This window comes from Verrucomicrobium sp. GAS474, from assembly GCF_900105685.1.
Classification (GTDB): domain Bacteria; phylum Verrucomicrobiota; class Verrucomicrobiia; order Methylacidiphilales; family GAS474; genus GAS474.
The window spans coordinates 738,231-762,174 of the sequence record NZ_LT629781.1; the positions used below are offsets into that span (position 1 = coordinate 738,231).

Annotated in this window: 27 protein-coding genes; 10 read left to right on the forward strand and 17 right to left on the reverse strand. The window is 59.5% G+C overall.

All coding sequences use genetic code 11. From position 1 onward, the window contains the following. Positions 1–2 precede the first annotated feature (2 nt). The 3 genes from BLU04_RS16250 to BLU04_RS03120 form a co-directional block, all read right to left on the reverse strand. Complete coding sequence (locus BLU04_RS16250) at positions 3–308, reverse strand: hypothetical protein (RefSeq protein ID WP_157895065.1); 306 nt, start codon at positions 306–308, stop codon at positions 3–5. A gap of 131 nt (positions 309–439) precedes the next feature. Continuing rightward, on the reverse strand, positions 440–838 hold the full coding sequence (locus BLU04_RS03115) for a hypothetical protein (RefSeq protein WP_093282088.1): 399 nt from the start codon (positions 836–838) through the stop codon (positions 440–442). Between the two features lie 181 nt (positions 839–1,019). Beyond that, a complete protein-coding gene (locus BLU04_RS03120) occupies positions 1,020–1,373 on the reverse strand; it encodes a hypothetical protein (RefSeq protein WP_093282091.1) in 354 nt (117 codons plus the stop codon). Between the two features lie 168 nt (positions 1,374–1,541). Here BLU04_RS03120 and BLU04_RS03125 point away from each other — a divergent pair, with 168 nt between their 5' ends. After that, a complete protein-coding gene (locus BLU04_RS03125) occupies positions 1,542–2,891 on the forward strand; it encodes a carbohydrate porin (protein WP_157895066.1) in 1,350 nt (449 codons plus the stop codon). Here BLU04_RS03125 and BLU04_RS03130 read toward each other — a convergent pair. Genes BLU04_RS03130 through BLU04_RS03150 form a run of 6 tightly spaced genes read right to left on the reverse strand, consistent with a single transcriptional unit; the run spans position 2,888 to position 9,539 of the window. Then, entirely contained in the window at positions 2,888–5,224 is a 2,337-nt protein-coding gene (locus tag BLU04_RS03130; protein ID WP_093282096.1) for a copper-translocating P-type ATPase, read from the reverse strand. The two genes, BLU04_RS03125 and BLU04_RS03130, sit on opposite strands and share 4 nt — an antisense overlap. Before the next feature lie 49 nt (positions 5,225–5,273). Next, positions 5,274–5,834, reverse strand: a complete 561-nt coding sequence (locus BLU04_RS03135) for a hypothetical protein (RefSeq protein WP_093282099.1) — start codon at positions 5,832–5,834, stop codon at positions 5,274–5,276. A gap of 57 nt (positions 5,835–5,891) precedes the next feature. Then, positions 5,892–7,163, reverse strand: a complete 1,272-nt coding sequence (locus BLU04_RS03140; RefSeq protein ID WP_093282102.1) for a copper oxidase — start codon at positions 7,161–7,163, stop codon at positions 5,892–5,894. A gap of 9 nt (positions 7,164–7,172) precedes the next feature. Beyond that, positions 7,173–8,633: a TolC family protein gene (locus BLU04_RS03145; protein WP_162274620.1), complete on the reverse strand. Its 1,461-nt coding sequence runs from the start codon at positions 8,631–8,633 to the stop codon at positions 7,173–7,175. Beyond that, positions 8,630–9,121, reverse strand: a complete 492-nt coding sequence (locus BLU04_RS16730; RefSeq protein ID WP_162274621.1) for a DUF2231 domain-containing protein — start codon at positions 9,119–9,121, stop codon at positions 8,630–8,632. The genes BLU04_RS03145 and BLU04_RS16730 overlap by 4 nt, the downstream gene beginning before the upstream one ends. Positions 9,122–9,140: 19 nt before the next feature. Beyond that, a complete protein-coding gene (locus tag BLU04_RS03150) occupies positions 9,141–9,539 on the reverse strand; it encodes a hypothetical protein (RefSeq protein ID WP_093282107.1) in 399 nt (132 codons plus the stop codon). Between the two features lie 138 nt (positions 9,540–9,677). On the opposite strand from BLU04_RS03150, the gene BLU04_RS03155 reads away from it, so the two are divergent. The 4 genes from BLU04_RS03155 to BLU04_RS03170 are packed head-to-tail and all read left to right on the forward strand — an operon-like array spanning position 9,678 to position 11,530. Then, positions 9,678–10,118, forward strand: coding sequence for a hypothetical protein (locus BLU04_RS03155; protein WP_093282110.1), 441 nt, complete (start codon positions 9,678–9,680; stop codon positions 10,116–10,118). A 48-nt stretch (positions 10,119–10,166) separates the two neighbouring features. Continuing rightward, on the forward strand, positions 10,167–10,490 hold the full coding sequence (locus BLU04_RS03160; protein ID WP_093282113.1) for a hypothetical protein: 324 nt from the start codon (positions 10,167–10,169) through the stop codon (positions 10,488–10,490). 1 nt (position 10,491) lies between these two features. After that, a complete protein-coding gene (locus BLU04_RS03165) occupies positions 10,492–10,932 on the forward strand; it encodes a periplasmic heavy metal sensor (protein ID WP_093282115.1) in 441 nt (146 codons plus the stop codon). 13 nt (positions 10,933–10,945) lie between these two features. Next, positions 10,946–11,530: an RNA polymerase sigma factor gene (locus BLU04_RS03170; RefSeq protein WP_093282118.1), complete on the forward strand. Its 585-nt coding sequence runs from the start codon at positions 10,946–10,948 to the stop codon at positions 11,528–11,530. A gap of 25 nt (positions 11,531–11,555) precedes the next feature. Here BLU04_RS03170 and BLU04_RS03175 read toward each other — a convergent pair whose 3' ends face one another. From BLU04_RS03175 to BLU04_RS03205, 7 genes are all read right to left on the reverse strand, one after another. Next, positions 11,556–12,320: a hypothetical protein gene (locus tag BLU04_RS03175; protein ID WP_093282120.1), complete on the reverse strand. Its 765-nt coding sequence runs from the start codon at positions 12,318–12,320 to the stop codon at positions 11,556–11,558. A gap of 35 nt (positions 12,321–12,355) precedes the next feature. After that, on the reverse strand, positions 12,356–15,505 hold the full coding sequence (locus tag BLU04_RS03180; protein WP_093282123.1) for a CusA/CzcA family heavy metal efflux RND transporter: 3,150 nt from the start codon (positions 15,503–15,505) through the stop codon (positions 12,356–12,358). 4 nt (positions 15,506–15,509) lie between these two features. Continuing rightward, positions 15,510–16,286: a hypothetical protein gene (locus tag BLU04_RS03185; RefSeq protein ID WP_093282126.1), complete on the reverse strand. Its 777-nt coding sequence runs from the start codon at positions 16,284–16,286 to the stop codon at positions 15,510–15,512. Then, on the reverse strand, positions 16,283–17,473 hold the full coding sequence (locus tag BLU04_RS03190; RefSeq protein ID WP_162274622.1) for a TolC family protein: 1,191 nt from the start codon (positions 17,471–17,473) through the stop codon (positions 16,283–16,285). The genes BLU04_RS03185 and BLU04_RS03190 overlap by 4 nt, the downstream gene beginning before the upstream one ends. Before the next feature lie 85 nt (positions 17,474–17,558). Further along, complete coding sequence (locus tag BLU04_RS03195) at positions 17,559–18,017, reverse strand: hypothetical protein (RefSeq protein ID WP_093282131.1); 459 nt, start codon at positions 18,015–18,017, stop codon at positions 17,559–17,561. Between the two features lie 115 nt (positions 18,018–18,132). Then, on the reverse strand, positions 18,133–18,447 hold the full coding sequence (locus BLU04_RS03200; RefSeq protein WP_093282134.1) for a hypothetical protein: 315 nt from the start codon (positions 18,445–18,447) through the stop codon (positions 18,133–18,135). A 47-nt stretch (positions 18,448–18,494) separates the two neighbouring features. Further along, positions 18,495–20,774 carry a cation-translocating P-type ATPase gene (locus BLU04_RS03205; RefSeq protein WP_197673017.1) on the reverse strand — a complete coding sequence of 760 codons (2,280 nt, stop codon included), beginning with the start codon at positions 20,772–20,774 and terminating at the stop codon, positions 18,495–18,497. 85 nt (positions 20,775–20,859) lie between these two features. Here BLU04_RS03205 and cadR point away from each other — a divergent pair, with 85 nt between their 5' ends. Beyond that, on the forward strand, positions 20,860–21,291 hold the full coding sequence (gene cadR, locus BLU04_RS03210; protein WP_093282136.1) for a Cd(II)/Pb(II)-responsive transcriptional regulator: 432 nt from the start codon (positions 20,860–20,862) through the stop codon (positions 21,289–21,291). A 17-nt stretch (positions 21,292–21,308) separates the two neighbouring features. Here the strand turns inward: cadR and BLU04_RS03215 are convergent, their stop codons facing one another. Further along, complete coding sequence (locus tag BLU04_RS03215) at positions 21,309–21,653, reverse strand: metalloregulator ArsR/SmtB family transcription factor (RefSeq protein ID WP_157895068.1); 345 nt, start codon at positions 21,651–21,653, stop codon at positions 21,309–21,311. A 104-nt stretch (positions 21,654–21,757) separates the two neighbouring features. Between BLU04_RS03215 and trxB the strand changes: the two genes are divergently transcribed. Genes trxB through BLU04_RS03235 form a run of 4 tightly spaced genes read left to right on the forward strand, consistent with a single transcriptional unit; the run spans position 21,758 to position 23,940 of the window. Further along, positions 21,758–22,687, forward strand: a complete 930-nt coding sequence (gene trxB / locus BLU04_RS03220) for a thioredoxin-disulfide reductase (RefSeq protein ID WP_093282142.1) — start codon at positions 21,758–21,760, stop codon at positions 22,685–22,687. A 15-nt stretch (positions 22,688–22,702) separates the two neighbouring features. Further along, positions 22,703–23,218: an arsenate reductase ArsC gene (locus tag BLU04_RS03225; protein WP_093282144.1), complete on the forward strand. Its 516-nt coding sequence runs from the start codon at positions 22,703–22,705 to the stop codon at positions 23,216–23,218. Between the two features lie 60 nt (positions 23,219–23,278). After that, positions 23,279–23,506 (forward strand): hypothetical protein, encoded by a 228-nt coding sequence (locus tag BLU04_RS17210; protein WP_093282147.1) that lies wholly within the window; start codon positions 23,279–23,281, stop codon positions 23,504–23,506. Beyond that, positions 23,503–23,940, forward strand: a complete 438-nt coding sequence (locus tag BLU04_RS03235) for an arsenate reductase ArsC (RefSeq protein ID WP_093282150.1) — start codon at positions 23,503–23,505, stop codon at positions 23,938–23,940. The genes BLU04_RS17210 and BLU04_RS03235 overlap by 4 nt, the downstream gene beginning before the upstream one ends. Positions 23,941–23,944 lie beyond the last annotated feature (4 nt).

Consider the following 23,944-nt stretch of genomic DNA (forward strand, 5'->3'; position numbering starts at 1 on the left):
CGTCAGGGCCTCAGCTTCATCTGCGCCTTGGCGTAAGGATCGATGGAGAGGGCGTAGCTCGTCCCCAGCCGGTCCCACTCGCGGGAACTCGCGACCTGGGACTGGATCTGCCCCGCCAATAGGGCGGTCACCAGCACCACTCCCGCCACGGAAACCGCAAAGCGCGGCTGCCGCCACCCCTCGGCCAGCCAGAGGGCGGCACGATTCCACCATTGGGCCTGACGGTTTTCCTCCCGCACCGCGATGCGATCCCAGACTTCCGCCTGAAAGTCCCGGGGCAATTCGGTGGAGGGTTGCCAGGTCTTCAAGAGATCGCTCAGAGGTTGGTTTTTTTTCATGATTTAAGTCTCCGTGTGGATGGATGCCTCATTTCTTTGGGCACCCTGCTTGTCTTTAGCCCAAGACGCGCCGCCAAGCGAGGGTACCCTTCAACGATTCCCTACATGGAACAGCCGCTCCCCATCGCGCAGCCCGAAGATTGGGAAGTCTTCACGCCGGGAGCCGGAGCGGGGTTCTTCTTCATCGCGGCGTCGATAATCGGCAAATACTTTTCGGGAGCGGCGGCAAACTTGGCCGGACAAGCCGGGCAACAGAAGCGGACCAACCGGACGGAGTCCTTCCCGTCCACCTTCGTCTTGTAGAGATAATCGACCGGCGGCCCCATCTGCCCCAGCTTGCTCCCGGAAACGGGGCAGGTGTCCAGGGGATAGGTTTTGACAAGCTGATCGATCGTCTTCTGGTCTTCGGCGCTGGTGGCCGCCGTGGCGCTCAAGGGCGAAAAGCCGATCGCGCCTAAAGCCAGAATCCACAGTGTCATTACAGTCCAGTTCTTCATCATTTTATCCTTTCGGTAGGGGCACGGGGTTAAAAACGTGCCGGTTCAGAACGAAAAACACCGGCCACAGCTTAAACCCTCGAACTTTTTCAAAGTTTTTTCAAAAAAACAAAGCCGCCCGTGTTTTTCACCTCCGGGCGGCTCGTTTTTAAGTTTCAAGCTTTAGGTCTCAAGCTTGGACGAACTAGCGGACGTTGCAGTTCGCCAGGGCCATACTGGGGCAACTGGTCGTGGTCGAGACCTGCTTGCCACTATCGCGATGGAGCCCCGTCTTGCAGTCCTTGCTCGCGAAGGCCGCGCCCGATTCCGTGATCGTCGTGTGGCCCTTGCTGTCGAGGCTCCGAGTCCGGTTTTCGGATGTCAGCGCCATAGCGGCGCAGCGGGGGGAGACCGTCTGGGGCTGCACGGAGGTCGGGATATTCAGGTCGCTTCCGAGCCGGGTGCCCTTGGTCGTCTCCGCCGCTGACGCCTGCACTTGGGACAGGGCGATGATTCCGAAAGCCACCGCCGCCAAAGTCCACTGATTGATCTTCTTCATTTTTACTCCTAGTGGAGGCGGGGGTTAAGGAAACCGCCTCACATTAGGATAAACACCGGGGAAGAGGAAAACCCTCGCCTAAAACTCGTAACACTTGAGCGATTGACGGCAGAGCCTTCTTCTCCAAAGTCTTTCAGGCCTTCTGTGGCACCCAAGCACACTCCATCCGTGAAAAACATTCTTGGTGCATCAGCTATTTTTTGGAGCCTTCTTTGCGGCTCAGAATGCACTCTTTTTGCGAGTGAAAATTCGCCAACCGATTCTTCCCCGCCTGTTACGGCGACCCGATCTTCTGACTCGATCCCCAAATCGATCTGGGAAGGGAACACTCTTACCGGGAATTGGGGCAGCCTGCGTCCGAAGCTTGCCGACCGGGGCGTCACCGTTGCGCCTTCTCTGGTAGGTGAGGACTTCGGAAACATCCATGGCGGAATCCGGAAAGGGAACGTGGGCAATGGACTCTTCTCCCTTCTTCTCGATGTAGATACGGCGAAGCTGACCGGCTGGCATGGCGGAGGCATCTTCCATACGAACTTCCTCTACGCCTTCGGGCCAAATCTTGACCGGACCGATGTTGGCGACATCGCCACCCTCAGCAACATCAGCGCCTACAATACGCCTCACATTCAGGAGCTTTGGTACCAACAGCCGTTTTGCAGGCAGAACGCAACGATAAAGGTCGGATGGATCGCGGCCGACTCTGAATTTTTCACTTCCTCCTCCTCGTCCGTTTTCATCGATAGCGACTTTGGCACTCTTCCCCTTCTTTCGGCAAACGATCCCTACGGCCTCCCGATCTATCCAATCGCTGCTCCCGGCGTCAGGCTTCGCGTCCAACCCAATCCGAGTCTTTATTATCAAGGAGCCGTTTTCAGCGGTAATCCTGGTTCAGCCACCCAGAACGTGAACGGTCTCGATTTCCGGATCAGCGGCAAGACGGGAGTCTTCATCATAAATGAAGTGGGCTATCTCCTCAATCAGGGTCAGGATGACAAGGGTCTTGCCGGAGCCTACAAGATCGGTTCTTTTGTCCATACCGGTCAGTTCCACACTTGGAGTTCTCAGGCCGACAGCGCCCTCAACGGGGGGCTGCTCGACGAACAGGGACCCGATTTTGGTATCTATGCCGTCATTGATCAGCAGGTTTGGAAGGAGGAGAGCAAGATTCTTTCCGTGTTCGCCCGAGGCGGCTATGCGCCCTCGGACATCAACGTCGTGAATCCCTACATTGATATGGGATTAAATCTGATCGGCTTCGTGCCGCGGCGGGACAATGATGTGGCCGGGATAGGGTTGGCGCGCTCATTCATCAGCGGCCCTTATTCGGCCTTCAATCAGGCGGCAAACGGGGCCGCCTCGACAATGACAGCCGAAACCGTCATCGAGGCGACTTACAAGTTTCAGATTGCGCCGTGGTGGACGATCCAGCCTGATTTTCAGTACATCTTCACACCGAGCGCGGTCAACGGGTCGCGCGATGCGGCGATTCTCGGCCTTCGAACCTCGGTGGTGTTTTAGGAAATCCCGGCGTTTTCCGGGGCAGAGCTTTGCAGCCGCAAGGCATTGCCGATTACCGAGACCGAACTCAGGCTCATGGCGACGCTGGCGATCATGGGACTCAGCAATAGCCCGAATGCAGGGTAAAGCACCCCGGCAGCTATCGGGATTCCGAGTCCGTTGTAGAGGAACGCGAAGAGAAGATTCTGTCGGATATTGCGCATGGTAGCGCGACTCAGCGCAATGGCTTTCACGATGCCTCGGAGGTCGCCCTTGACCAGCGTGATTCCGGCACTGTGCATGGCAACGTCGGTGCCGGTTCCCATGGCGATTCCGACGTGCGCCGCCGCCAAGGCAGGGGCGTCGTTGATGCCGTCCCCGGCCATAACCACCGTCTTCCCTGCTTTCTTCAATTCCACGATCCGGTCATATTTTGCCTGGGGAACGGCTCCACCGATTACCTCGTCGATTCCAAGCGTTTTGCCGATCCGTTCGGCGGTTTGCTGGTTGTCTCCCGTCAGCATCACGATCCGCAGACCCATTCGATGGAGCGCCTTGATTGCCTCGGGGGTGGTTTGCTTGATCGGATCGCTCAAGGCGATAAGTCCAGCCACCTTTCCGTCGATGCCGACGGCGATGACGGTGTTTCCCGATTCGGCGAGTTTCTTTACGTCGGAGGCCACGTAGGAAATGGCAATGCCCTTCTCTTCGAGCAGGGCGGGCTTGCCCACCAAGATTTCCTTCCCCTCCCACCGTCCGCGCACACCGCCCCCAGTAATCGAGTCAAAGCTCTCCGGTTGTGCCCAAGAGAGGAATCTCTCCTGCGCCGCCTTCACGATGGCAGAGGCCAAGGGGTGTTCGCTGCGGTTCTCCAGCGCAGCGGAGGAGCGCAACACAGTCGCCTCGTCAAAACCGGAAGCGGGATGTATTGCTGTCACGGTCGGTTTGCCTTCAGTGAGAGTGCCAGTCTTATCGATTACCAGCGTATCGACCTTCTCCAGCATTTCCAGAGCCTCCGCGTTTTTGATCAAAATACCGGCATGCGCCCCCCGTCCTACGGCCACCATGATCGACATGGGGGTGGCAAGGCCGAGCGCACAGGGACATGCAATGATCAAAACTGCGACAGCATTCACCAGAGCATAACCCAGAGCTGGGATCGGCCCCCAAACCATCCAAACGACAAACGTAACCACCGCGAGCAAGATCACGGCTGGCACGAACCAGCTCGACACCATATCGGCGAGCCGTTGAATGGGTGCTCGGCTACGCTGCGCCTGGGAAACCATCTGAACGATCTGGGCGAGAAGAGTTTCCCCGCCCACTTTCTCGGCGTGCATGACAATGCTGCCGTTGCCGTTGATCGTTCCCGCGACGACCGATTCTCCGACCTCTTTTGCCACGGGCATCGGCTCTCCGGTGATCATCGATTCGTCAATCGAGGTCTTTCCTTCAGTGATCCGGCCGTCGACCGGGATCTTTTCGCCGGGCTTCACGCACAAAAGGTCGCCGATGACGATCTGGTCGAGAGGGACATCCTGCTGGACACCGTTCTGAAGGCGATGCGCGGTCTTCGGAGCCAATCCGAGGAGTGCTTGGATTGCCTTGCCTGTGCCTGAGCGAGCCCGCAATTCGAGAACCTGTCCCAGGAGAACCAGCGCGGTGATCACTGCCGCCGCCTCGAAATAGACAGGAAGCATATCGCCGTGCCGGAAGGATTCGGGAAGGAGATGTGGAAAGAGCGTCACAAAAACACTGAACCCATAAGCTGTCCCTATTCCGAGGGAGATCAACGTGAACATATTCATGCTACGATGGAGCAAGGAACGCCAAGCTCGCGCAAAGAAGGGAGCGCCCGCCCACAAAACGACGGGCGTGCTGAGAGTTCCTTGAATCCAAATCGAAAGGGAGGCGGAAATATCGCGAATCAAAGGTAATCCTTGTCCCATCGATAGGACGAGGATGGGAAGACTCAGGGCAGCGGCGATCCAGAACCGGTGGGTCATGTCGTCCAGTTCGGCGTTTTCTTCCTCTTTGTCACCGGAATGAGCGGCTTCGGGCTCCAAGGCCATGCCGCAAATTGGACATTCTCCTGGATGATCTTGCCGTATCTGCGGATGCATGGGACAGGTGTAGGTCGATCCCGATGTGGGGTGGAAAGCCGGGTTTCTTTCCAGGGCCATGCCACACTTCGGACAGGCTCCAGGCTGATCCGATTCGACGCCCTCGCACATTGGGCAAAAATATCTTTTTCCAATGGCGGAGGCATGCGTGGTCGGCGAGTCCTGTTCTTTGTGGGAACAACAGGAATGTTTATGGACTGTTCCGTTGTCGTGATGGTGGCCTTCGTTCATATTGATTTTTTACACAGCCTCGCTTTGCCGAGGCCTGATAACGCCAACGCTAGATAAGCTTTAAGTATAGCACTCTCTCCGCCGCAACGCCTCCCATGCTGCCGAAATGCTTTCCAAACCCGACAAAGCCGACCTTTTTCAGCAAGCCGTTCACCTCGGGGACGTCTGCCCTTGCGCGGGCGACGATGCAGTTGTATCCCGATGCCTTGGCTTTCTGTCCGTCGGAAATCAGGAGGCTGGAAGCGCACCCTCGGTTTCTCGATTTAATAGCTGTCGCTATCGTTGACAAATAAAGGATTGGAGCCGTTGCCGACTCAACATCAATAGCCCCGACAATCAGCCGCCAATTCTCCCAAGGCACTTGCAGGCTGAAGGCCAAAACTTCCTTCTTTGCCCCGAGAATGCATGAACACCAGCCTCCAACCAAAAAATGTCGCAGAATAAAATCGCTCGCTTGCTGGCCTGTCCAAGCCTCGTTCCTTGGAGGAGTGCTGAAGGTCGCGATAAACAGCGCGGAAAGCTCGACGATTCGCGCATCAAGCTCTTCCGCTGACGAATAAGTGATCGGTATGTGTTTTGTGCCCAGCTCTAGAAAGCCCTTATTATTCATAAAAACAAGAACTCTCGATTCGACTGAGCTGAAGAGCGTTGAAAATGAGGAAGAGAACTAAGAATTGTTTTCGATTCTTTTGGCCATGGTCCCGGCGGGATTCTTGTACCAGCCGGGATCGTCATAGCTCGCAAGGTTTTCACGAATCTTGACGACAGTGAACATTCCTCCCATCTCGACAGGCCCGAAAGGACCGGTGCCGGTCATCATAGCTAGGGTATTCTTGGGGCCTTTCATCTGCATCTCACCCATTTCGCCCATCCCGTCCGTTCCCATTTCCATGTAGCCGGGAACGAGCTTCTTGATCTTCTTCGTTACCGAATCCTGTTCGACGCCGAGGAGATTCGGGATGTCGTGAGCCATCGCGTTCATCGTGTGGTGGCTCTTGTGGCAATGGAACGCCCAATCGCCCGGATTATCGGCGACGAACTCCATGGTCCGTGTCGTGCCGGGCGGAACGTTGACGCTTGTCTCGGGCCACCACGCTGTCTTCGGGATCTGGCCGCCATCGGTCTGGGTCACCCAGTAACGGTGGCCATGGATGTGGATGGGGTGACTGTCCATGCTGAGGTTGGCGACCCGGATGCGCACCCGCTGTCCCAGCTTCACGATCAGGGGATCAGTGCCGGGGTAAGCGCGGCTGTTGAAAGTGAAGGTGTTGAAATCGGTCATCACGCTCGCCCTCGGTGTAGCGGTGCCGGGATCGACTGCCCACTCCATGAGGAAGAGGGCGAAGTCGCGGTCAATCTTGGTCTCCTCGCCGCCCTTCGGGTGAATGATGAAGAAGCCCATCATACCGACGGCCATCTGCACCATCTCGTCCGAGTGGGGGTGGTACATGTAGGTGCCATGTTGTCGTAGGGTGAACTCGTAAACGTAGGTCTCGTCCGGCTCGATGGACTTTTGAGTCAAACCGGAGACGCCATCCATCCCATTCGGCAGAAAGATGCCATGCCAGTGGACGGAAGTCGGCTCGTTGAGTTTGTTCGTGACGAAGATGCGGATACGATCGCCCTCGACAGCCTCGATGGTCGGCCCCGGCGTCTGGCCGTTGTAACCCCAGCAGTTGACAATCATGCCGGGGGCGAATTCCCGCTTCACCGGCTCGGCGACGAGGCGAAATTCCTTCACCCCATCCTTCATCGTCCACGGCAGGGTCGTGCCGTTCGGCGTCACGACGGGAGTGTAGGAGCCGTTGCCGGACGGCGGGGGCGGCGTCGGCTCCGTTCCCGAGATCGCGGCGAGAGCCGATTGGGCTTTTCCAAAGAAGGTCGTCGTGAGGGCGGTTAGGCCCGTGGCGGCGAGGAGCTGGCGGCGGGAAAGGTTCATAGGCGTTTGCTAGTGGTTCATCTCCATGGGAGCCATGGAGGGAGCGGACTCATCGGATTTGGGAGAGGTCATCGGCATCGGCTTTGCTTCGGAGGTATCGACGGGCAGGAAGCCGCCCACGGCCTTTTCCAAGGCGGCCCGCGAAGTCCAATAATCGCGCCATGTTCGGATATACCCCCGCTCCGCTTCGACTTCGTGCTGTTTGGCCAGTAGGAGATCGTAGCTTCCCTTGAGCATGAAATTGTACTCCTGCTGGGAGAGCTTGAGAATGTTCACCCGCTGTGGGAGGAGCGTGCCGCGATAGTGTTCCGCGAGATTACGCCGGGCCTCGACGGTGGAGCGGGCCTCCCGGATCTCCGAGCGGACATTGACGATCAATGCCCCGAGCTGAGCCTGGGCCTGACGCAACTGGGCCTGCAATTTCGCCACGTCGGCCTGTCCTTGATCGAAGATCGGCAGTTCGATGTCGATGGAAGGACCGGTATAGCGAGAGCGGTCGGGATTCTTTTCGGTATCGACGCCGAGGGTGATGCCACCGGGGAAGAAGCGGGTGTCTTCCTTTACCCCGAGAGCCTTTTGCAATATCTCGACCCGCTTCCGGGCGGCAGCGACGTCGAGTCGCTGGGCCAGAGCGCGTTTTTCTAGTGCCTCAGCCGAGACGGGATTGGAGGGAATGGCCGGAAGCTGGGCCGAAACGGTCCATACGGAAAGATCCTCCGTCCATCCCAGAAGACGGTTCAATGCCTCGCGGTTCTGAACGGCCTCGATACGAGCCTCGGCCAACTCGGCCTGACTTTCGGCATGGGTGGCCCGCTGGTTTTCAAGGTCGAGGTCGCTGAGATTCCCTGCCTCGTGCTGTTTGGTCGCAAGCTCGACGGCGGTGTTGTTGATGTCGTCGATCAAGCCGAGGCGCTGCACGAGTTGTTCCTGGGCCTGCACGGTGTAGAAGGCTTCCTTCACCTCAGTGGACAACATCAGGACTTCGTTGCCGACGCGAAGTTCGGTCTCCTCCAGTTGAAGTTTCGCTATCCGCTTTCGTAGCGGGAGGATAAAGAGATCGAGAAAATCCTGGGCGACGGAGAATTCCTGGTCAGCCCCGAGGGGTGGTGTACTGGGGAAGCGCACCAAGGCGCTGAAGCTCGGGTTCTTGAGAAGGCCCGCCTGCACGAGATCGGCCTGGGAGATGCCCAGTTCTTCGTAGGACGCTTGCAGGGAGGGGTTGTTCAGCAAGGCCACCTGCACCGCCGCGTCGGCGGTCAGCGGCTTGGAGAGTAGGGCTTGAACCGATTTGACGGCCTCCTGGTCCTCGGGGGTGCCCCGGTTCCAAGCAATCCGATGGCCTGTGCGATCCTGTATCGTTCCCTGAACGGTGTCGAAAGAGGCTTTGGGGTCAACCGACGCGCACCCAGCGAGCGTGAGGGCTCCGGCCGCTGAAACCAGGGAAATGAAACGAAAAGAAATCAGTGTCATGGGTAGTAATCCAATCCGTAAACCAAAGTTCCGCCCAAGTGACCGACGACTGCCGTGGCGAGCGCGACTAGCCAGAGGACCACGCGGTAGAGATAAACTTCTTGTCCGGTTTGCATCATCCGGCACTGCAAGACCCAAGCAACGCAGGAGCCCAGGGCAACACCCGTCCCCAGCCATCGATGCCAAGCGAGGATCGGTTTAAGCTCTGCCTCAAAACCCATGCCAAAGGCATCGGCCCAGCCAAAGCCCGCCGCAACGAGGGCGGCGACCGCACCCAAACCCAGAGTCAATCGAATCGAGAACGTCAGCTTTTCCGAAGAGCCCCTCAAGGCGGCGACTGCTTCCAGCAGTGCCGCCAAGAGGAGCAGGGCGATGGGAAAGTGAACAACGACCGGATGGAAAACGCCCAGCCAGTGGAGGACAACTCCTCCGGCATGGGCGCTTCCGGTCGGGGAAGCCGTCTCGGCGATCTGGGCAAGGAAAGGCACGAGCGCGGTTCCGGGATTCTTACATTCCTTTGGCACCGCCCATGGCCGTAGGGGCGGGGGCCGACGCAGCCCCGGAGGCTTTCTTGGCGGCGGCATCGTCGAGAACCTTCAGGGTGGGTGCAGGGTCTTTCTTGAACTTCCGCACGCAAGAAGGGCAGCAGAAGCGAACGAGACGGGTCGTCTCCTTGCCGCTGGCATCCTTGGCGGTGTAGAGGTAGTCGATCGGTTTGCCCATTTCTCCGCCCTCCAGCTTGTCGCCGGAGATGGGGCAGGTCGTGAGGGGGTAGGTTTTCTTCATCTCCTCGATCTGCTGCATCTGGGCGGGAGTGTAATCTTCCGCTTTAGCGGTCGGTGCCGTGAGGGCCATGGCGGCGAAGGCCATCAGTCCGAGGAGCATTCCAAAGGTCGTTTTCTTCATGTTGATAAAGGTTTCTGGTTTTGCCGGGATCTTTCCGGGTTCGTGAGGTGAAACGAAATCCGTAGGGACATCCCTCAATCTTTTTTCATGGGAAACGATTTTTTGAGGGATCGGCCTCTCGATTTCGTTTGATAGAGTATGAAGACGCTCTCTTTTCCCGGAATTGCCAGGCGGTTTTGTCGGGTTACGGGAGCAATCCTCCTGACAGGCGCTATCTCCCTAGGCGTCGCATCGGCGGAAGCCGTTCCTCTTTCGACCGCTTCCAAAGACAGCCGGATTCTCCATGTCGAGCGGGTGTTTCTCGCCCCCTATAAGGGAGGGGTGTGGGTTTCGGGTTATCTCTCCAAGACGGCGAGGCAGTCTTGGGTAAGTCCCTCGGCCCACGTCCACATCGAGGTTTTGAACGCCAAGGGTAAAATCCTTTGGGACAAACCGGAGAACTTGAACACCTATATTCTGAACTATCCTCCTCGGGAGGGAGGCCGCGATTATCTTCATTATGGTTCTCTCATCGACAAGCTCCCGGAGGGAGCGGCGAGTGTGGTCGTGGTTTGCCATACCGACGGACACGTTCACTAAGCAGTAGCGCCCATTTACAGAACCGAGAAAAGTTTTATGGTTACACGCATGAAGGCTGAAGAATTCGACTGCCTCGTTGGTGATCTTGCCCGCCAACCGGTCCCGCCGCTTGATCCCCGTTTCAACGACGCCGTCTGGCGGGCGATTCGCCAGCGTAAAGCTGAAGCGCCGTCTTCGGTGTGGTCTCTTTGGGATGGATGGATTGCCGCGCTTTTGCGTCCCCAGCCGATTCTTGCCTCGTTCGCCCTAGCCGTGGCCTTCGGCCTGTTCTCGGGGGTCTTGCTGAAGGAAAGCCGTTCCGCTCCGACGACGGAGCTGAGCGTCTTCAGTGCTCACGCACCGGGAATGCTCGCAACCTTGATGGAGCACTAGGATGCAACGCATTGTCTCTTTTGTCCTCTTGTTGGTCTTGGTATCTTTGATTGCCGCCGGAAGTTGCTTCATTGTGGGGCGCTATACCAAGAATTATCGAACTGAACCTGCGATGGGCCTCCACGCGGTGATTCATGAACGACTGAAACTGACGAAGGAACAAGACAAGCAACTCGATCCCATCGAAGCCCGCTTTGCGGAAAAGCGGCGTCACTACGCCGAGCTAATCCGCATCGCCAATACGGAACTGGCCGACGCCATCGTCGCCGATCAGGCGGACTCCCCCCGCGTCGGGGACGCCGTGGAAAAGATTCACATGGCGATGGGCGATCTTCAAAAGGCGACTCTCGATCATGTCTTCGAGATGAAGTCGGTCCTGACGCCGGAGCAGTATAAAATGCTGTTGGCCTTGACCGCCGAGGGACTTCGTCGTCAGCAGTAAGCGTCGCCCTTCTATGGCGCATCCCGATCCCGACCTCCCTTTGGTCGAGGCCCTACAGCGGGGCGAAGTTCAGGCGCTAGACGCGTTGATGGAGCGCCATCGGGAGGCGGTTTTTCGATTCGTCTTCCGGTATGTCGGTAACGAGGCCGATGCTCGGGAAGTGGCGCAGGACACGTTCGTTCGAGCTTACTTCAGCATCGGGAAGTTTCGCCCTTCCGCCTTGTTTTCAACTTGGCTGTTTCAGATCGCGCTCAACCTTTGCCGGGATCGCGTGCGAACAAAAGCTTATCGACAGACCCGCCAAACCGATTCCCTGTCGAGAACGCCTGAGGAAGTGGAAGCGAGGGGGGAACATGAACTCCCCTCCTCCATTCCCGATCCCGCCGTTCTAGCTCAACAGAGCGAGAAGATGAGGGCCTTGCAGGATGCGATTAACGGACTTCCCCATGGGCTGAAGGCCCCATTCTTGCTTGCCGTCATGGAAGGTCTTTCTCAAGAGGAAGCCGGGAATCGGCTAGGGCTAACGGCCAAAGCGATCGAGGTCAAAGTGCATCGAGCCCGTAAACTGCTTTTGAAGTGTTTGGAAAAACACTTTTAAGCATCCCCGGAATGTTCATCGTTATTCAACGTAACGTCCCAGCACCTGCCGATGGCGTGTTTTTGAAGGACGCGGCGATTTTTGGAGATGCCTCTCCCATTATAGCCTTAATACGATCGAGACCTGCGTTTCTCTTGGCGAGCATGAGGTAAAGCGCCGTCGCTTCCCCGATATTGGATTGGCTGAGACCGGCGTATGCCTCCCGATCATGGGCCTCCCGATCCAACCAGATCTGATAAAAGAGAGAAACGAGCGCCTCCAATTGAACGTCCGTAAGCTTTCCTTGCGATTTGGCCATGACGTAGTACTCGCTCAGGCTGACACCGAATTTCTCAGCATCAGCACGTTCCGTCGATTCGAGCAGGGCCGTTTTTGTTTCGATAAAAAGAGCATGGTGAGAACCCGCAGCATAGCCTTTGTCTTTCAGCACCTTTCCCTCTTTGGAAATCTCTTTGGTTGCTGGTTCGCCGGTCGACACATAGATAGGCACGGCACACTCCTCGTCCTTTGCCTTTTGATAATGGTAAAGGCTAGTGGCTTTATAGATCCATCCCTGCCACACATCGCCACTCGTTAGGATGCCGGAACATCCCAGCAGCAAGGCAGTTCCTTCTCCCTCCTTAACCAGAACTCCTTTCCCTCCTTCGATTACCTGAAGCACTTTCCCCTCGAACGCAAAAATGGGCTGTTCCAATTCCTGTCTGGGCGAAGAGGGAACGGGTTCAAAGGTCTGGGCGTGGAGGGGCAGAGAGACGAGCAGAGAGGAAAAGATAAGACTGCACGTTTTCATGATCGGCTCTTTTTCGCTCTCAAATCGGTCTCACCCTACTGTGACGACACGATATCTTTTTTCGTCCTTCCCTCCACCCAAACATAGAGTGACGGCAACAGAAGCAACGTCAGGAATGTGGCACTGACGATACCGCCGATGACGACTGTCGCCAGGGGACGCTGCACCTCGGCCCCGGCACCATGGCCGAAGGCCATCGGCAGGAAGCCGAGGTTGGGGACCACAGCTGTCAGAACAACGGACCGGAGGCGGGTCATCGCCCCTTCGCGCACAGCTTCTTCGACAGTGCGGCCCTTTTCTCGAAGTTGATTGAAGTAACTGACCATCATTACGCCGTTGAGGACGGCGACCCCCGACAAGGCGATGAAGCCCACGCCCGCGCTGATGCTGAAAGGGAGCCCGAAGATCCAGAGAGCGAAGATACCGCCGGTCACCGCGAGGGGAATGCCGCTGTAGACCAACAACGCCTGCCGGAGGCTTCCGAATGCCATGAAAATCAGGACAAAGATCACCAGCAGCGCGACGGGGACGATGACGGCGAGCCTCGCCCGGGCCTCCTGGAGGTTCTTGAAGGCCCCGCCGAACTCGATGGTGTAGCCGGGCTGCAATTTGACCTGCTCCTTCACCTTCTGCTCCGCCTCACGGACGAAACCCTCCACATCCCGACCCCGCAGGTTCACCATGATGGCGGCGCGGCGCTGGCCGAACTCGCGGGTGATCGCGTTGACCTTGTCGTCGACGCTAAGGGTCGCCACCTGCCCGAGGGCCAGATAGCCACCCTCGGCGGTGCGGACCGGAAGAGAGTTGATGACGGAGCGGTCCTTCCTCGATTCCTCCGGCATCCGAACCACAATGGGGATGCGCTGGTTTCCCTCAATCAGCTTTCCCGCCTCCTCCCCGGCGAGCGCGGTGGTCACGACCTCGTTGATCTCCTTTGCATGGAGGTTGTAACGGGAGGACGCCTCCCGGTTCAGGTTGATCTGGAGGAGGGGGGCGCGGCCTAGGGCATCGAACTCGACGTCGGCGGCTCCCGGCACCTTTTCCAGAATGCTTCGGGTTTCCCCGGCGATGCGCTCGATCTCGTCATAATCAGTCCCGAAAATCTTCACCGAGATGTCGGCGCGCGTACCCTCCAGAATCTCGTTGAACCGCATTTCGATGGGCTGCGAAAACAGGAGGGATTGCCCGGGAACCTCCACCTGAAGCTCTTTCTCCATAAGATTGGTGAGATCCTCCTTCCCGATCCGACGACCGTCCACCTTCCTCCATTCCGACTGCGGCTTGTAGAAAATGTACATGTCGGCGACGTTGATACCCATGGGGTCGGTCGCTACTTCGGCGGTGCCGATGCGGGAGAAGGTGCGGGTCACTTCGGGGAACTTTTCCCGCAGCACCTGCTCGGTCCGCTCCTGCATCGCCAGTGCAGCAGTGAGGCTGATACTGGTGGGCCGGATGATGTTTGCCGTTATCGAGCCCTCGTCGAGCCGAGGGACAAAGACGGCACCGAGACGGAAGAAGACGACCAACGAAAGGGCGAAGACCGCCAAGGCGCCCCCCATGACCACCCAGCGACGACGAATCGCGAAGTCGAGCGCTGGACGGTAGAGCGCCTTCAGCCACCGGATCGCGAGATTGTCCCCTTCGCTGATGCGGCCCTTCAGGATGAAGGAACAGAGGACGGGCATGAGCGTCAGGGCCAGCAACAACGCACCGCCGAGCGCGAAGATCACCGTCTCGGCCATCGGCTTGAACATTTTCCCCTCCACTCCGGTCAGGGAAAGGATCGGGATGTAGACGATGGTGATGATGAGGACGCCGAAGAAGGTCGGCGATCCAACTTCCTTGGATGCGGACAGGATCGTGTGCATCCGCTCTTCGGTCGAGAGTACCCGCTTCAACTCGTGCTGGCGCTCGGCCAGACGGCGGACGATGTTCTCTACGATGACGACAGCACCGTCGATGATGAGGCCGAAGTCGATGGCTCCGAGGCTCATCAGGTTTCCCGAGATTCTCGTCTGCACCATCCCGCTGATGGCAAACAGGAAGGAGAGCGGGATCGCCACGGAGACGATCAGCGCAGCCCGCCAGTTCCCCAGGAGCAGGAGCAATCCGACGACCACGAGGACGGCTCCCTCGAAGAGGTTCCGCTCCACGGTCGCCACGGTCCGGTCGACGAGTTCGGTCCGGTCGTAGACAGTGCGGATTTCGACGCCTTCGGGGAGGGTCTTCTCGATGTCCTTCAACTTCGCCGCGACCCGCTTGGCGACGACCCGGCTGTTCTCGCCCGTGAGCATGAGCGTCGCCCCCAGGACCGATTCCTTCCCGTTAGAGGTGGCGCTGCCGGTTCGGAGGCTCGTTCCGATTCCGACCTCGGCCACGTCCTTGATCTTCAACGGTGTCGCCCCGGCCCGGAACTTCACCGGAAGATTGCCGATTTCCTCGACGTTCTTGACCCGCCCATCGGCCCGGATGGCAATCTGCTCCCCGCCGATCTCGACCGCTCCTCCTCCGGCGTTCTCGACATTTTCCTTCACCACATCGGCGATCTCACTGAAGGTGACGCCGGTGGAGAAGAGGCGGTCGGGTCGCGCTTGGATTACCACCTGCTTTTCGTAGCCTCCCTGGGAATTGACCTCGGCGATGCCTTGGACCGTCCGCAGCTTGGGCTTGATGACGTAGTCATGGAGCTGGTTCAACTCCATCAACTGCTGCTCACGGGTTTCCGGTTTCCCGGCAAAGCCGTCTTTGTAATCGACGATATAGTAGAAGATTTCTCCCAGGCCCGTGGTGATCGGGGCCAGTTCCGGGGCAACGCCCCGGGGAAGATCTTCCGACGCTCCGAGCATCCGCTCGCTGACGAGCTGACGAGCCCGGTAGATGTCGGTTCCGTCCTCGAAGACCAGGGTTAACTGGGAGAGGCCGAATTTTGATAGCGACCGCATCTCGACCATGCCGGGGATACCCGACATCGACGTTTCGAGCGGGAATGTGACCAGTTTTTCGATTTCCTCGGGGGCGAACCCCTTGACAGAACTGTTGATCTGGACCTGGATGTTGGTGATGTCGGGAACGGCATCGATGGGCAGCTGGGACGCGGACCAAAGGCCCGCGCCGAGGAGGGCGACGGTCGCCAGCAGGACAAAGACCCGCTGACGCATGGAGAATTCGAGAATCTTGGAAATCATGGGATTATTCGCCTGCGCCGCTCTTGGTGGCGCGGAGTTCGATGAGGTAGAGAGTTTCGACGGATTTGGCCGCCACGGTGGTTCCTTCCTGGAGGCCTTCGGTGACTTCGACGGCCACTCCCGATGCGGTGCCGACCTGGATCGGTTGGCGCAAAAGGCGGTCGCCGTTCTTCACGTAAGCGAAGGTTCCCGTCGCTGTCTTCAGAACAGCGGTGGCCGGGATGCTCAGGCCTTCGGGTCGGGAGGCCGCCGATTCGATTTCGGAGGGGACGAATGCTCCGACCGCCAAGCGGCCAGCGGGGTCCGGCACCTCGATCAGCATCTCGCTCTTGCCCGTGACGGCGTTTTGCGTGGTATCGATCTTCCAGAGGACGCCTTCCCTCGGCTCGCCTTTGAAACGGGCGACCAACCCGGGCTTCAGGCCGGTCAGGGTGTCCGAGGGAAGCGTTGCCGTCAGGTAGGCAAACCCGGCCTTTTCTCCGCCGTACCGCAACGACGGTTCCGTTGCGGCACGATAAACCTGGGCCGTCACGGAAAGGCTCGGCTGAAAGGCCTGCTTTCCCACCGCGACGAAGGCGAGGCCGATGGCGGCGCGGGAGCGCTCGCCTAGGAGTAAGCCTTTGCCGTCCTCGTAAGAGGGTTCGTCCGAGCCTTCCGAGGTGGGGGCCTCCGCATTTTTTCCCTCCGCGACGGACTTCGGCTTCTCGGAAACCGGTTTGTCGCAACCCGCGACCAGCATCGCCGCCAATGCCAATCCGAGCCAATACGGGGTGATCTTCATTTCAGTTCTCCTTCGGCGTGGCCGGTAAGCAGTTCGATGTCGAGGATGTCGCTCCATGCGCTCAAGACCGCCTCGTTGCGGGATTGTTGTACCGACAGATACCCCCGCTGCGTTTCCAGAAAGAGTTGGATGCCGATGACGCCGGTCCGATACTGGCGGTCGGCCAGCGCGGCGGCTTCGCGCAATTCGGAGACGATCCCTTCCGGCGTCTTGGCAAGTTGCTTTTGAACCAGCTCGTAGGAGCGAAGCCGACGCAGGATCTCGGCTTCGGTCTTGCGGCGCGCGTCGAGGAGCAGCGCGTCGGCCTGCTCCCGCTTTGCTTTCGCCGCTGCGATGTTCCCCTGATTCCAGTCCCAGAGCGGCAGGGTGGTCGAGAAACCGATGCCAACGTTCTCCTCGTTGTCACCAGCCCGGTCTTGGCTGAAGAACGGCCCCACCGCGAAGTTCGGAGCGATGTCGAGTTTGGCGGCGGAGACACTACGAACCGCCTTTTCCAGTTCGACGATCCGCGTCTTCAGCAATAGGTTGCCCGCGAGTCCTTGCAGGACGAGGGTATCTCGGTCCAGCGTCAAGGAAGGGAGGGAGAGTGGCGTCTTGATCCGCAACGGCTGGCTGGCTGGAAGGCCCAGCAGCCGGTTCAACTCCAGGGCCGCTTCGTCCCGTTGGCGCGTGGCTTCCCGAACACCCTTCTGCAATTCGATCAGGCTCCCCTGGATGATCCGGAGTTCGAGGAATTGCTGCGTTCCGGCGGAGGACCGCTCGCCCAACAGTTTGACCAAGGCCGTGCTCCGCTCCTCGACCTCCCCGGCGGCCTCCGCCTGCTCGGAGGCGGCGAGGTATTGGTAGGCGAGGGAGCGGATCTGCCCGGCCAGTGCCAAGCGAAACTGCCGTAGACCCAGCTCGGCGATTTCGATTTCCTTGTTGGCGATGGCCTTCCGCAGGGAACCCTTGCCCGGGAACTCAAAGGTCTGAGAGAGGGACGCGCTGCGGGTGAATCCGTCCGCGAGGGAGCCGGACTCGCCGTTCGTCACGCGCCGTTGGCCGTATTCCCCGGTAAACTCGGGGTTCTTCCACAAGCCCACCTTCGTACGCTCTCCTTTGGAGGCGGCGACTTCTGCCTCGTAGTATTTCATCTCGGCGTTCCGCGCGAAGCCCTGCGCCACCAGCTCCTCAACCGTGTATGACACGGGTGGTGTCTCGGCCCAGCCGACTGTGTTCAAAAGGAGCAGAAATGCTCCAACCACTGTGATCTTCCTCATCGAATACTCCGAATTAGGATCGCGTGTCCGACTTCTTACAGTAGGCGTGCGGGTAGCCGTGGTAGACCACCCGGACCGCCTCGGCTCCGCGCACCTCGGAGGGCGCGAAGGAGACCGAATAAGGCCCCCTCGGCGACAGGGCCGGGGTTCCCGAAAACAGGACAGCTCCGGTTTTCATCGCGACCACCGTCCCGGCCTTGTTCAGCCACTCGACATGGACGTGGCTGGCCGGAGAACCCCCACTGTCCCGGCGCACCATGCCCCGGACGTAGATTTGGCCCTTGTAGGGCTCCGCTTCGGTCGAGAGGACCCGCCGCGTCTTGTCCTCGATGATGCGGACGTGCAGGGCGGGTTCGGTGGTTTTGGCGTTCAGCGTGGGGCTGCTTCCCGACAGGAAGACGAAGGCGAAGGCCACGGCGAAGAGGCCGAGGGAAATCTTCTGAGACAGATGTTTTGCGAAAGAGAGAGACATATTCTGATTCCAGGTAGCCGGAACGCACGAGGCGTACGGCATGGTTGAGACGCGATGCCCGATCCCGAAAGGGATGGGCGAGGGTCAGGAGACGAGGGGGAAACCCCCTCGGGAATCAGGACAGCTTCGGCGGCTGGTCGATGGCGTAGCAAGGCTCCTCGGGAGCCAGCGCCTTGCCCCAGGGGAAGGTTTGCTGGTGGGACAGCAAAGGACCATTAATCGAAATCGGAGAGGAAACCCGGAACAAGGACGGGTGTGCATGGGAACAGCAATGGCCATGGTCGTCCTTCTGTTGGCAAACATCTCCGGCATCGTCATGACAGCAGACCAATCCGGCCTGCTCTGTCGCAATAAAGCCTACTTGGCAGACGAAGACCGCCAACAGCAGCAACGCCAGCATCGGAAGCAGGCGGGCGAGGTGGCGGTTCATAGGGGTACGGTTAAGCCGGGGCGGCGAAATGTCAATCCGGGCGGTGCTTACGGCCGCAAAAGCCGCATGGCGTTCATCACGACGAGGAGCGTCGCCCCCGTGTCGGCGAGGATCGCGAGCCAAAGACTGGCATGTCCGGTCACTGCCATGGCCAAAAAGACTGCCTTCAAGGCCAGGGCGAAGCCGATGTTGAACTTGATGACGCCGACGGTGCGACGGCCCAGCCGGATCGCGTCGGCCACCTTGGTCAGGTCGTCCTGCATCAACGCCATGTCGGCGGTCTCGATGGCCGTGTCCGTCCCCGCCGCGCCCATGGCGATCCCGACCGTCGCCGTCGCCATGGCGGGGGCGTCGTTCACGCCGTCGCCGACCATGCCGACGAAGCCGTGGGAGCCGATGAGCTTTTTCACGTTCTCCACCTTCTGATCGGGAAGGAGGTCGCCGTGCGCCTCGTCGATCCCCGCCTTTTCGGCGATGGCGGAGGCGGTGCGCTGGTTGTCGCCGCTGAGCATGACCACCTTTTCGATCCCCGCCTTGTGCAGAGCCGCGATGGCTTCGCGGGCGTTCGCCCGGATGGCGTCGCCCACAGCAAGGATGCCCAGGACTTCTCCCGGACAACCATCGTGGGGACGATGGCCGACGATGACAACCGATTGGGCATCGGCCTCAATCTCGGAGAGCTTCTTTTCCAGGTCGGGGGTGCAGACGCCCAACTCGTGGGTGAAGCGGTGGTTCCCGACGAAGTAGCGATGGCCCTCCACCGTCGCCTCGGCCCCGCGCCCGCTCTTGGACTGGTATTGCTCGGCCTTGGGGAAGGCAATCTTCTTCTCGTTGGCGTAGGAGACGACTGCCTTGGCGAGGGGGTGTTCCGAGTGGGTGTCGATGGCGGCGGCGATGCGGACGATCTGGTTCTCGTCGTCGGCCTTCCAACGGACGATCTCCGTCACCCGGGGCTTTCCCTCGGTGATGGTGCCGGTCTTATCGACCGCCAGGGCCTTCAGGCGGCCCACGGCTTCCAGGACCGCCCCGCCCTTGATGAGGACGCCCCGCCGCGCCATGGCCGTCAGGCCGGAGACGACGGAGACCGGCGTCGAGATGACGAGGGCGCAGGGACAGGCGATCACGAGCAGCACGAGGCCCCGGTAGATCCAGGTCATCCACTCCCCGCCGAAGGCCAGCGGGGGAATCAGGATCACAAGAAAGGCAGCGACCATGACGGCGGGCGTGTAATACCGGGCGAACTGATCGACGAACCGCTGGGAGGGGGCCTTCTGCGACTGCGCTTCCTCGACCAGATGGATGATCTTGGAGAGGGTCGTGTCGCTGTAAGCCTTGGTCGTCTCGATTTCGAGGGAGCCGTCCCCGTTGATGGTCCCGGCGTAGACCTCGTCGCCGGTCTTTTTGGCGACCGGCATCGACTCCCCGGTGATGGGGGCCTGATCGACGGAAGATTCGCCCCGGACGACCTTGCCGTCGAGGGGAATGCGCTGGCCCGACTTCACGAGGATAGTCGAGCCGGTTTCGACCTCGGCAACGGGAACCTCCTCGAAGGAATCGCCCTTCTTGAGGAGGGCCACCTCGGGGGTCAGCTTCATCAGGGACTGGACCGCCTTCCGGGCGCGGGTGAGGCTGAACGCCTCCAGCAATTCGGAGAGGGCGAAGAGGAAGGCGACCGCCGCCCCTTCCGACCACTGGTGGATCGCCAGCGCCCCGGCGACGGCGACCGTCATCAGGACGTTCATGTCGAGGGAGAAGCGGGAGACCGCTCGGATCGCCTTGGGGACCACGAACCAACCGCCCGAGACGATGGCGATGGCGAAAGGAATGTCGGCAGCCCAGGCGGGGCCGAGCTTCATCCACCCCATGAGGAGGCCCAACCCCGTCGTGACGCCGGAGATCCCGACAGCGATCTGCCGCTGGCGCTTCAGACTGTCCACATCCTCTTCTTCCCCCGGGGCGTCGTCTCGGCTTCCTTTCAGGCCCGCCTTGGCGACGAGCTGGATCAGGTCGTCGGGAGAAACCGTCTCGTCGTGGCGCAGGGTGACCTTGCCCCCCATGAGGTTGACCTTCACCTCCCGGATGCCTTTCACGGGACGGAAGACCTGCTCCAACGCCTCCACCTCGTCGGCACAGTCCATCCCGGCGACGCGGAGGGTCGTTTCGAGATTGCCCTTTGACTCGGCGTTCAGGGCGATGCTCTGCGGCTTCGCGTCCGGCTTGCCGTGGTCATGATCGTGGCCGCAGCAGTCGCCCTTCTCCTTGTGGGAATGGTCGTGTTCGTCGTGGGAGTGATCGCCGTGGTCGTGATCGTGGGAATGGGGTTTCATGGGAAAAGGGATGCAAAGGATCGTTTTTGAGTTACGTTGAGTAAACACCCTGAAGCTACTTCAGGGTCAAGCCCCTCCCAAAAATATGAAGATCGGAGAACTCGCCGAAGCCGCGCAATGCACGGTCGAAACCATCCGCTATTATGAGAAGGCGGGCCTCCTACCGAAGACGGACCGCACCGGGAACAACTACCGGCTCTACAGCCAGCGCCACCTGGACCGGCTCCGCTTCATCCGCAACTGCCGCTCGCTAGATATGTCCCAGGAGGAGGTTCAGTCCCTGCTGGCGCTGATGGAAAAGCCGGAGAAGGACTGCGATTCGGTCAACCACCTGATCGACGAGCATATCTCCCACGTCGAGATTCGGATCAAGGAATTGCAGGGCCTGAAGGAGCAGTTGACCTCGCTGAGAAAGCAGTGCGAAAGCAAGCGCCGGGTGAAGGAGTGCGGGATCGTCAAAGGCATTTCCTCGATGCGGGTGAAGGGAAAGGCAGTGGCTTCTTCTCACTTAGGATGAAGGCAATCTAGCAAGAATCAGGCGCAACCTGCCTGACACTGCTTCTCAAACCGTTTCATGTCCCGTTGAAGCTGCTTGTCAATGTCCCACACCTTGCAGAGGGCGTCCAAAGCCTCCAGCCACGCCTCCGGCAGCTTCTCGGCCAGCCGGTAGTGCATCCATGTCCCCTCCCGCCATCCTTGCACGAGTCCCGCTTGCCGTAGTATGCCAAGGTGCCGAGAGACCGCGTACTGGGGAAGTTCCAGAACGGCCATAATCTCGCAAACACACAGGGACTGTTCCTTTAGGATGCGAATAATCCGAAGGCGGGAGGGATCACCCAGGGCCTTCTGCTGACGGGCGAAGGATTCGAGATCGGGCATGGCCCTACGATTCTCCTCCTCCCCCTCGAAGTCAATTCCGTAGACGCGAGATTGTTGCACGTTTGACATTCATGCGTAAAAGCGCATATGTATTAATAGGCCCTATGCCTGAAAATCTTGTCATTATCGGTTCCGGCCCTGCCGGGTGGACGGCTGCCATCTATGCCGCCCGCTCGAACATGAAACCCCTTCTTGTCACCGGCCAACAACCCGGCGGTCTCCTGACGACCACCTCCATTGTTGAGAACTACCCCGGCTTTCCCCAGGGCGTGGATGGCAACGACCTGATGGCGGCCCTTCAGGAACAGGCCAAACGATTCGGCACCAAGGTGCAGTACATGAGCGTTGTCGATCAGGTCGATTTCTCCCAGCGCCCCTTCAAAATCACCGTCGATGGGGAAGTGATCGAGGCCAAGACAGTCGTTATCTCGACCGGAGCGGGCCACCGGCACCTCGGCATTCCCGGCGAACATGAGTTCGAAAACAAGGGCGTCACCTACTGCGCCACCTGTGACGGCGCACTCCCTCTCTTCCGCGACAAGCCTCTCGTCGTGGTGGGCGGGGGTGACTCGGCCTGTGAGGAGGCCACCTACCTGACGCGATTCGGTTCCATCGTCTACCTCGTCCACCGCCGGGATACCCTACGGGCTTCCAAGATCATGGCCGACAGGGTACTTTCCAATCCCAAGATTAAGCCCGTCTGGAACGCCGCCGTGGAGGAAGTTCTCGGCGAGAAAAGCGTTACCGGCGTCCGCCTCAAGGACACCGTGACGGGGGAGAGCCGCATCCTCGACTGCGCAGGGGTCTTCGTCGCCATCGGCCACGTCCCCAACACCCAGCTCTTCAAGGGCCAGATTGACCTAACCGAAGCGGGCTACGTCGATTTGAAGGCCGGAAGCCGAACCAACATCGAAGGCGTCTTCGCGGCAGGTGACTGCGCCGATCACGTCTACCGGCAGGCGATCACCGCCGCAGGGATGGGGTGCGCCGCCGCCATCGACGCCGAACGCTTTCTTTCCCGCTCCACCACCTAAACCAAGGAGAACGCCATGGATACCAGCAAGCCCTTCAAGATTCTCTTCCTCTGCACCGGGAACACCGCTCGGAGCGTTTTCGGAGAATTCCTCATCAAGCGGATCGGCCAAGGCCGGTTCGAGTCGTACAGCGCCGGGGCGAACCCCAAAGGGAAGGTGAACCCCTACACCCTTCGCGTCCTGAGCGAGATTTATAAGATCGACGCCTCCTCCGCTCGGAGCAAAGGCTGGGACGAATTCAGGAACGTGCATTTCGATTTCGTCATCACGGTCTGCGACAATGCCCGCGAGTCGTGCCCGGTCTGGCCCGGTCAGCCGATTATTGCCCACTGGGGCTCGCCTGACCCCGCCTCCTTCGTGGGGACCGAGGATGAAATCCTCGCCAACTTCACAAAAGTCGCCTTCCAGATTCAGCGCCGTATCGAACTCCTTTGCTGTCTGCCCTTTGAAAAGCTCGACCGGCTCCGGCTGGTCGAACTGACCAAGGACATCGGCTCCAAAGAAACCCTCAACTCCACCATGCCTACTTGATGACCGTGCTGCTTTCCTTTTTATTCGACTCGCCGACAGGGAAAGGCATCACTGTGAAGTATGACCATCCTCTCCCTCTACGGCTTCGTGTCGGTCTCCTTGATGCTCCTCTTCTATGCCTTGGAGCATCGCTCGCATTGGTTCGTGTTGGCCTTTGCGGTCTCGTGTCTCATGTCGTCCATCTACGGCTTTTTACAGGGGGCATGGCCCTTTGGACTAGTCGAGGGCGTCTGGACGCTCGTTGCCTTGAAACGTTGGTTCTCACTTAAATCCCCTCCCACTCCATGAACAAGCCCTCCGTCCTTATCCTCTGCACCGGCAATTCCTGCCGCAGCCACCTCGCCGAAGGTATTCTCCGCAACTACGCCGGGGATCTCTTCGACGTTCACAGCGCCGGGTCGAAGCCTGCCGGGTACGTCCACCCGAAGGCGATTCAGGTCATGCAGGAAATCGGCATCGACATCTCCGGCCACTCCTCCAAGAGCATGAACGAGTTCTTGGACAAGAAGGTGGACATCGTCATTACCGTCTGCGGGAATGCCGATCAGGCGTGTCCCATGTTTCCCGGACAGGTCAGCCGCCACCACTACGGCTTCGACGACCCCGCCCACGCCGAAGGAACCGACGAGGAAGTCCTCGCTGTCTTCCGTCGAGTCCGCGATGAAATTCGCCGTCTCTTTGAAGCCTATGCCGATGGTCGGCGCGATGCTCTGAAAGCCTAACCCT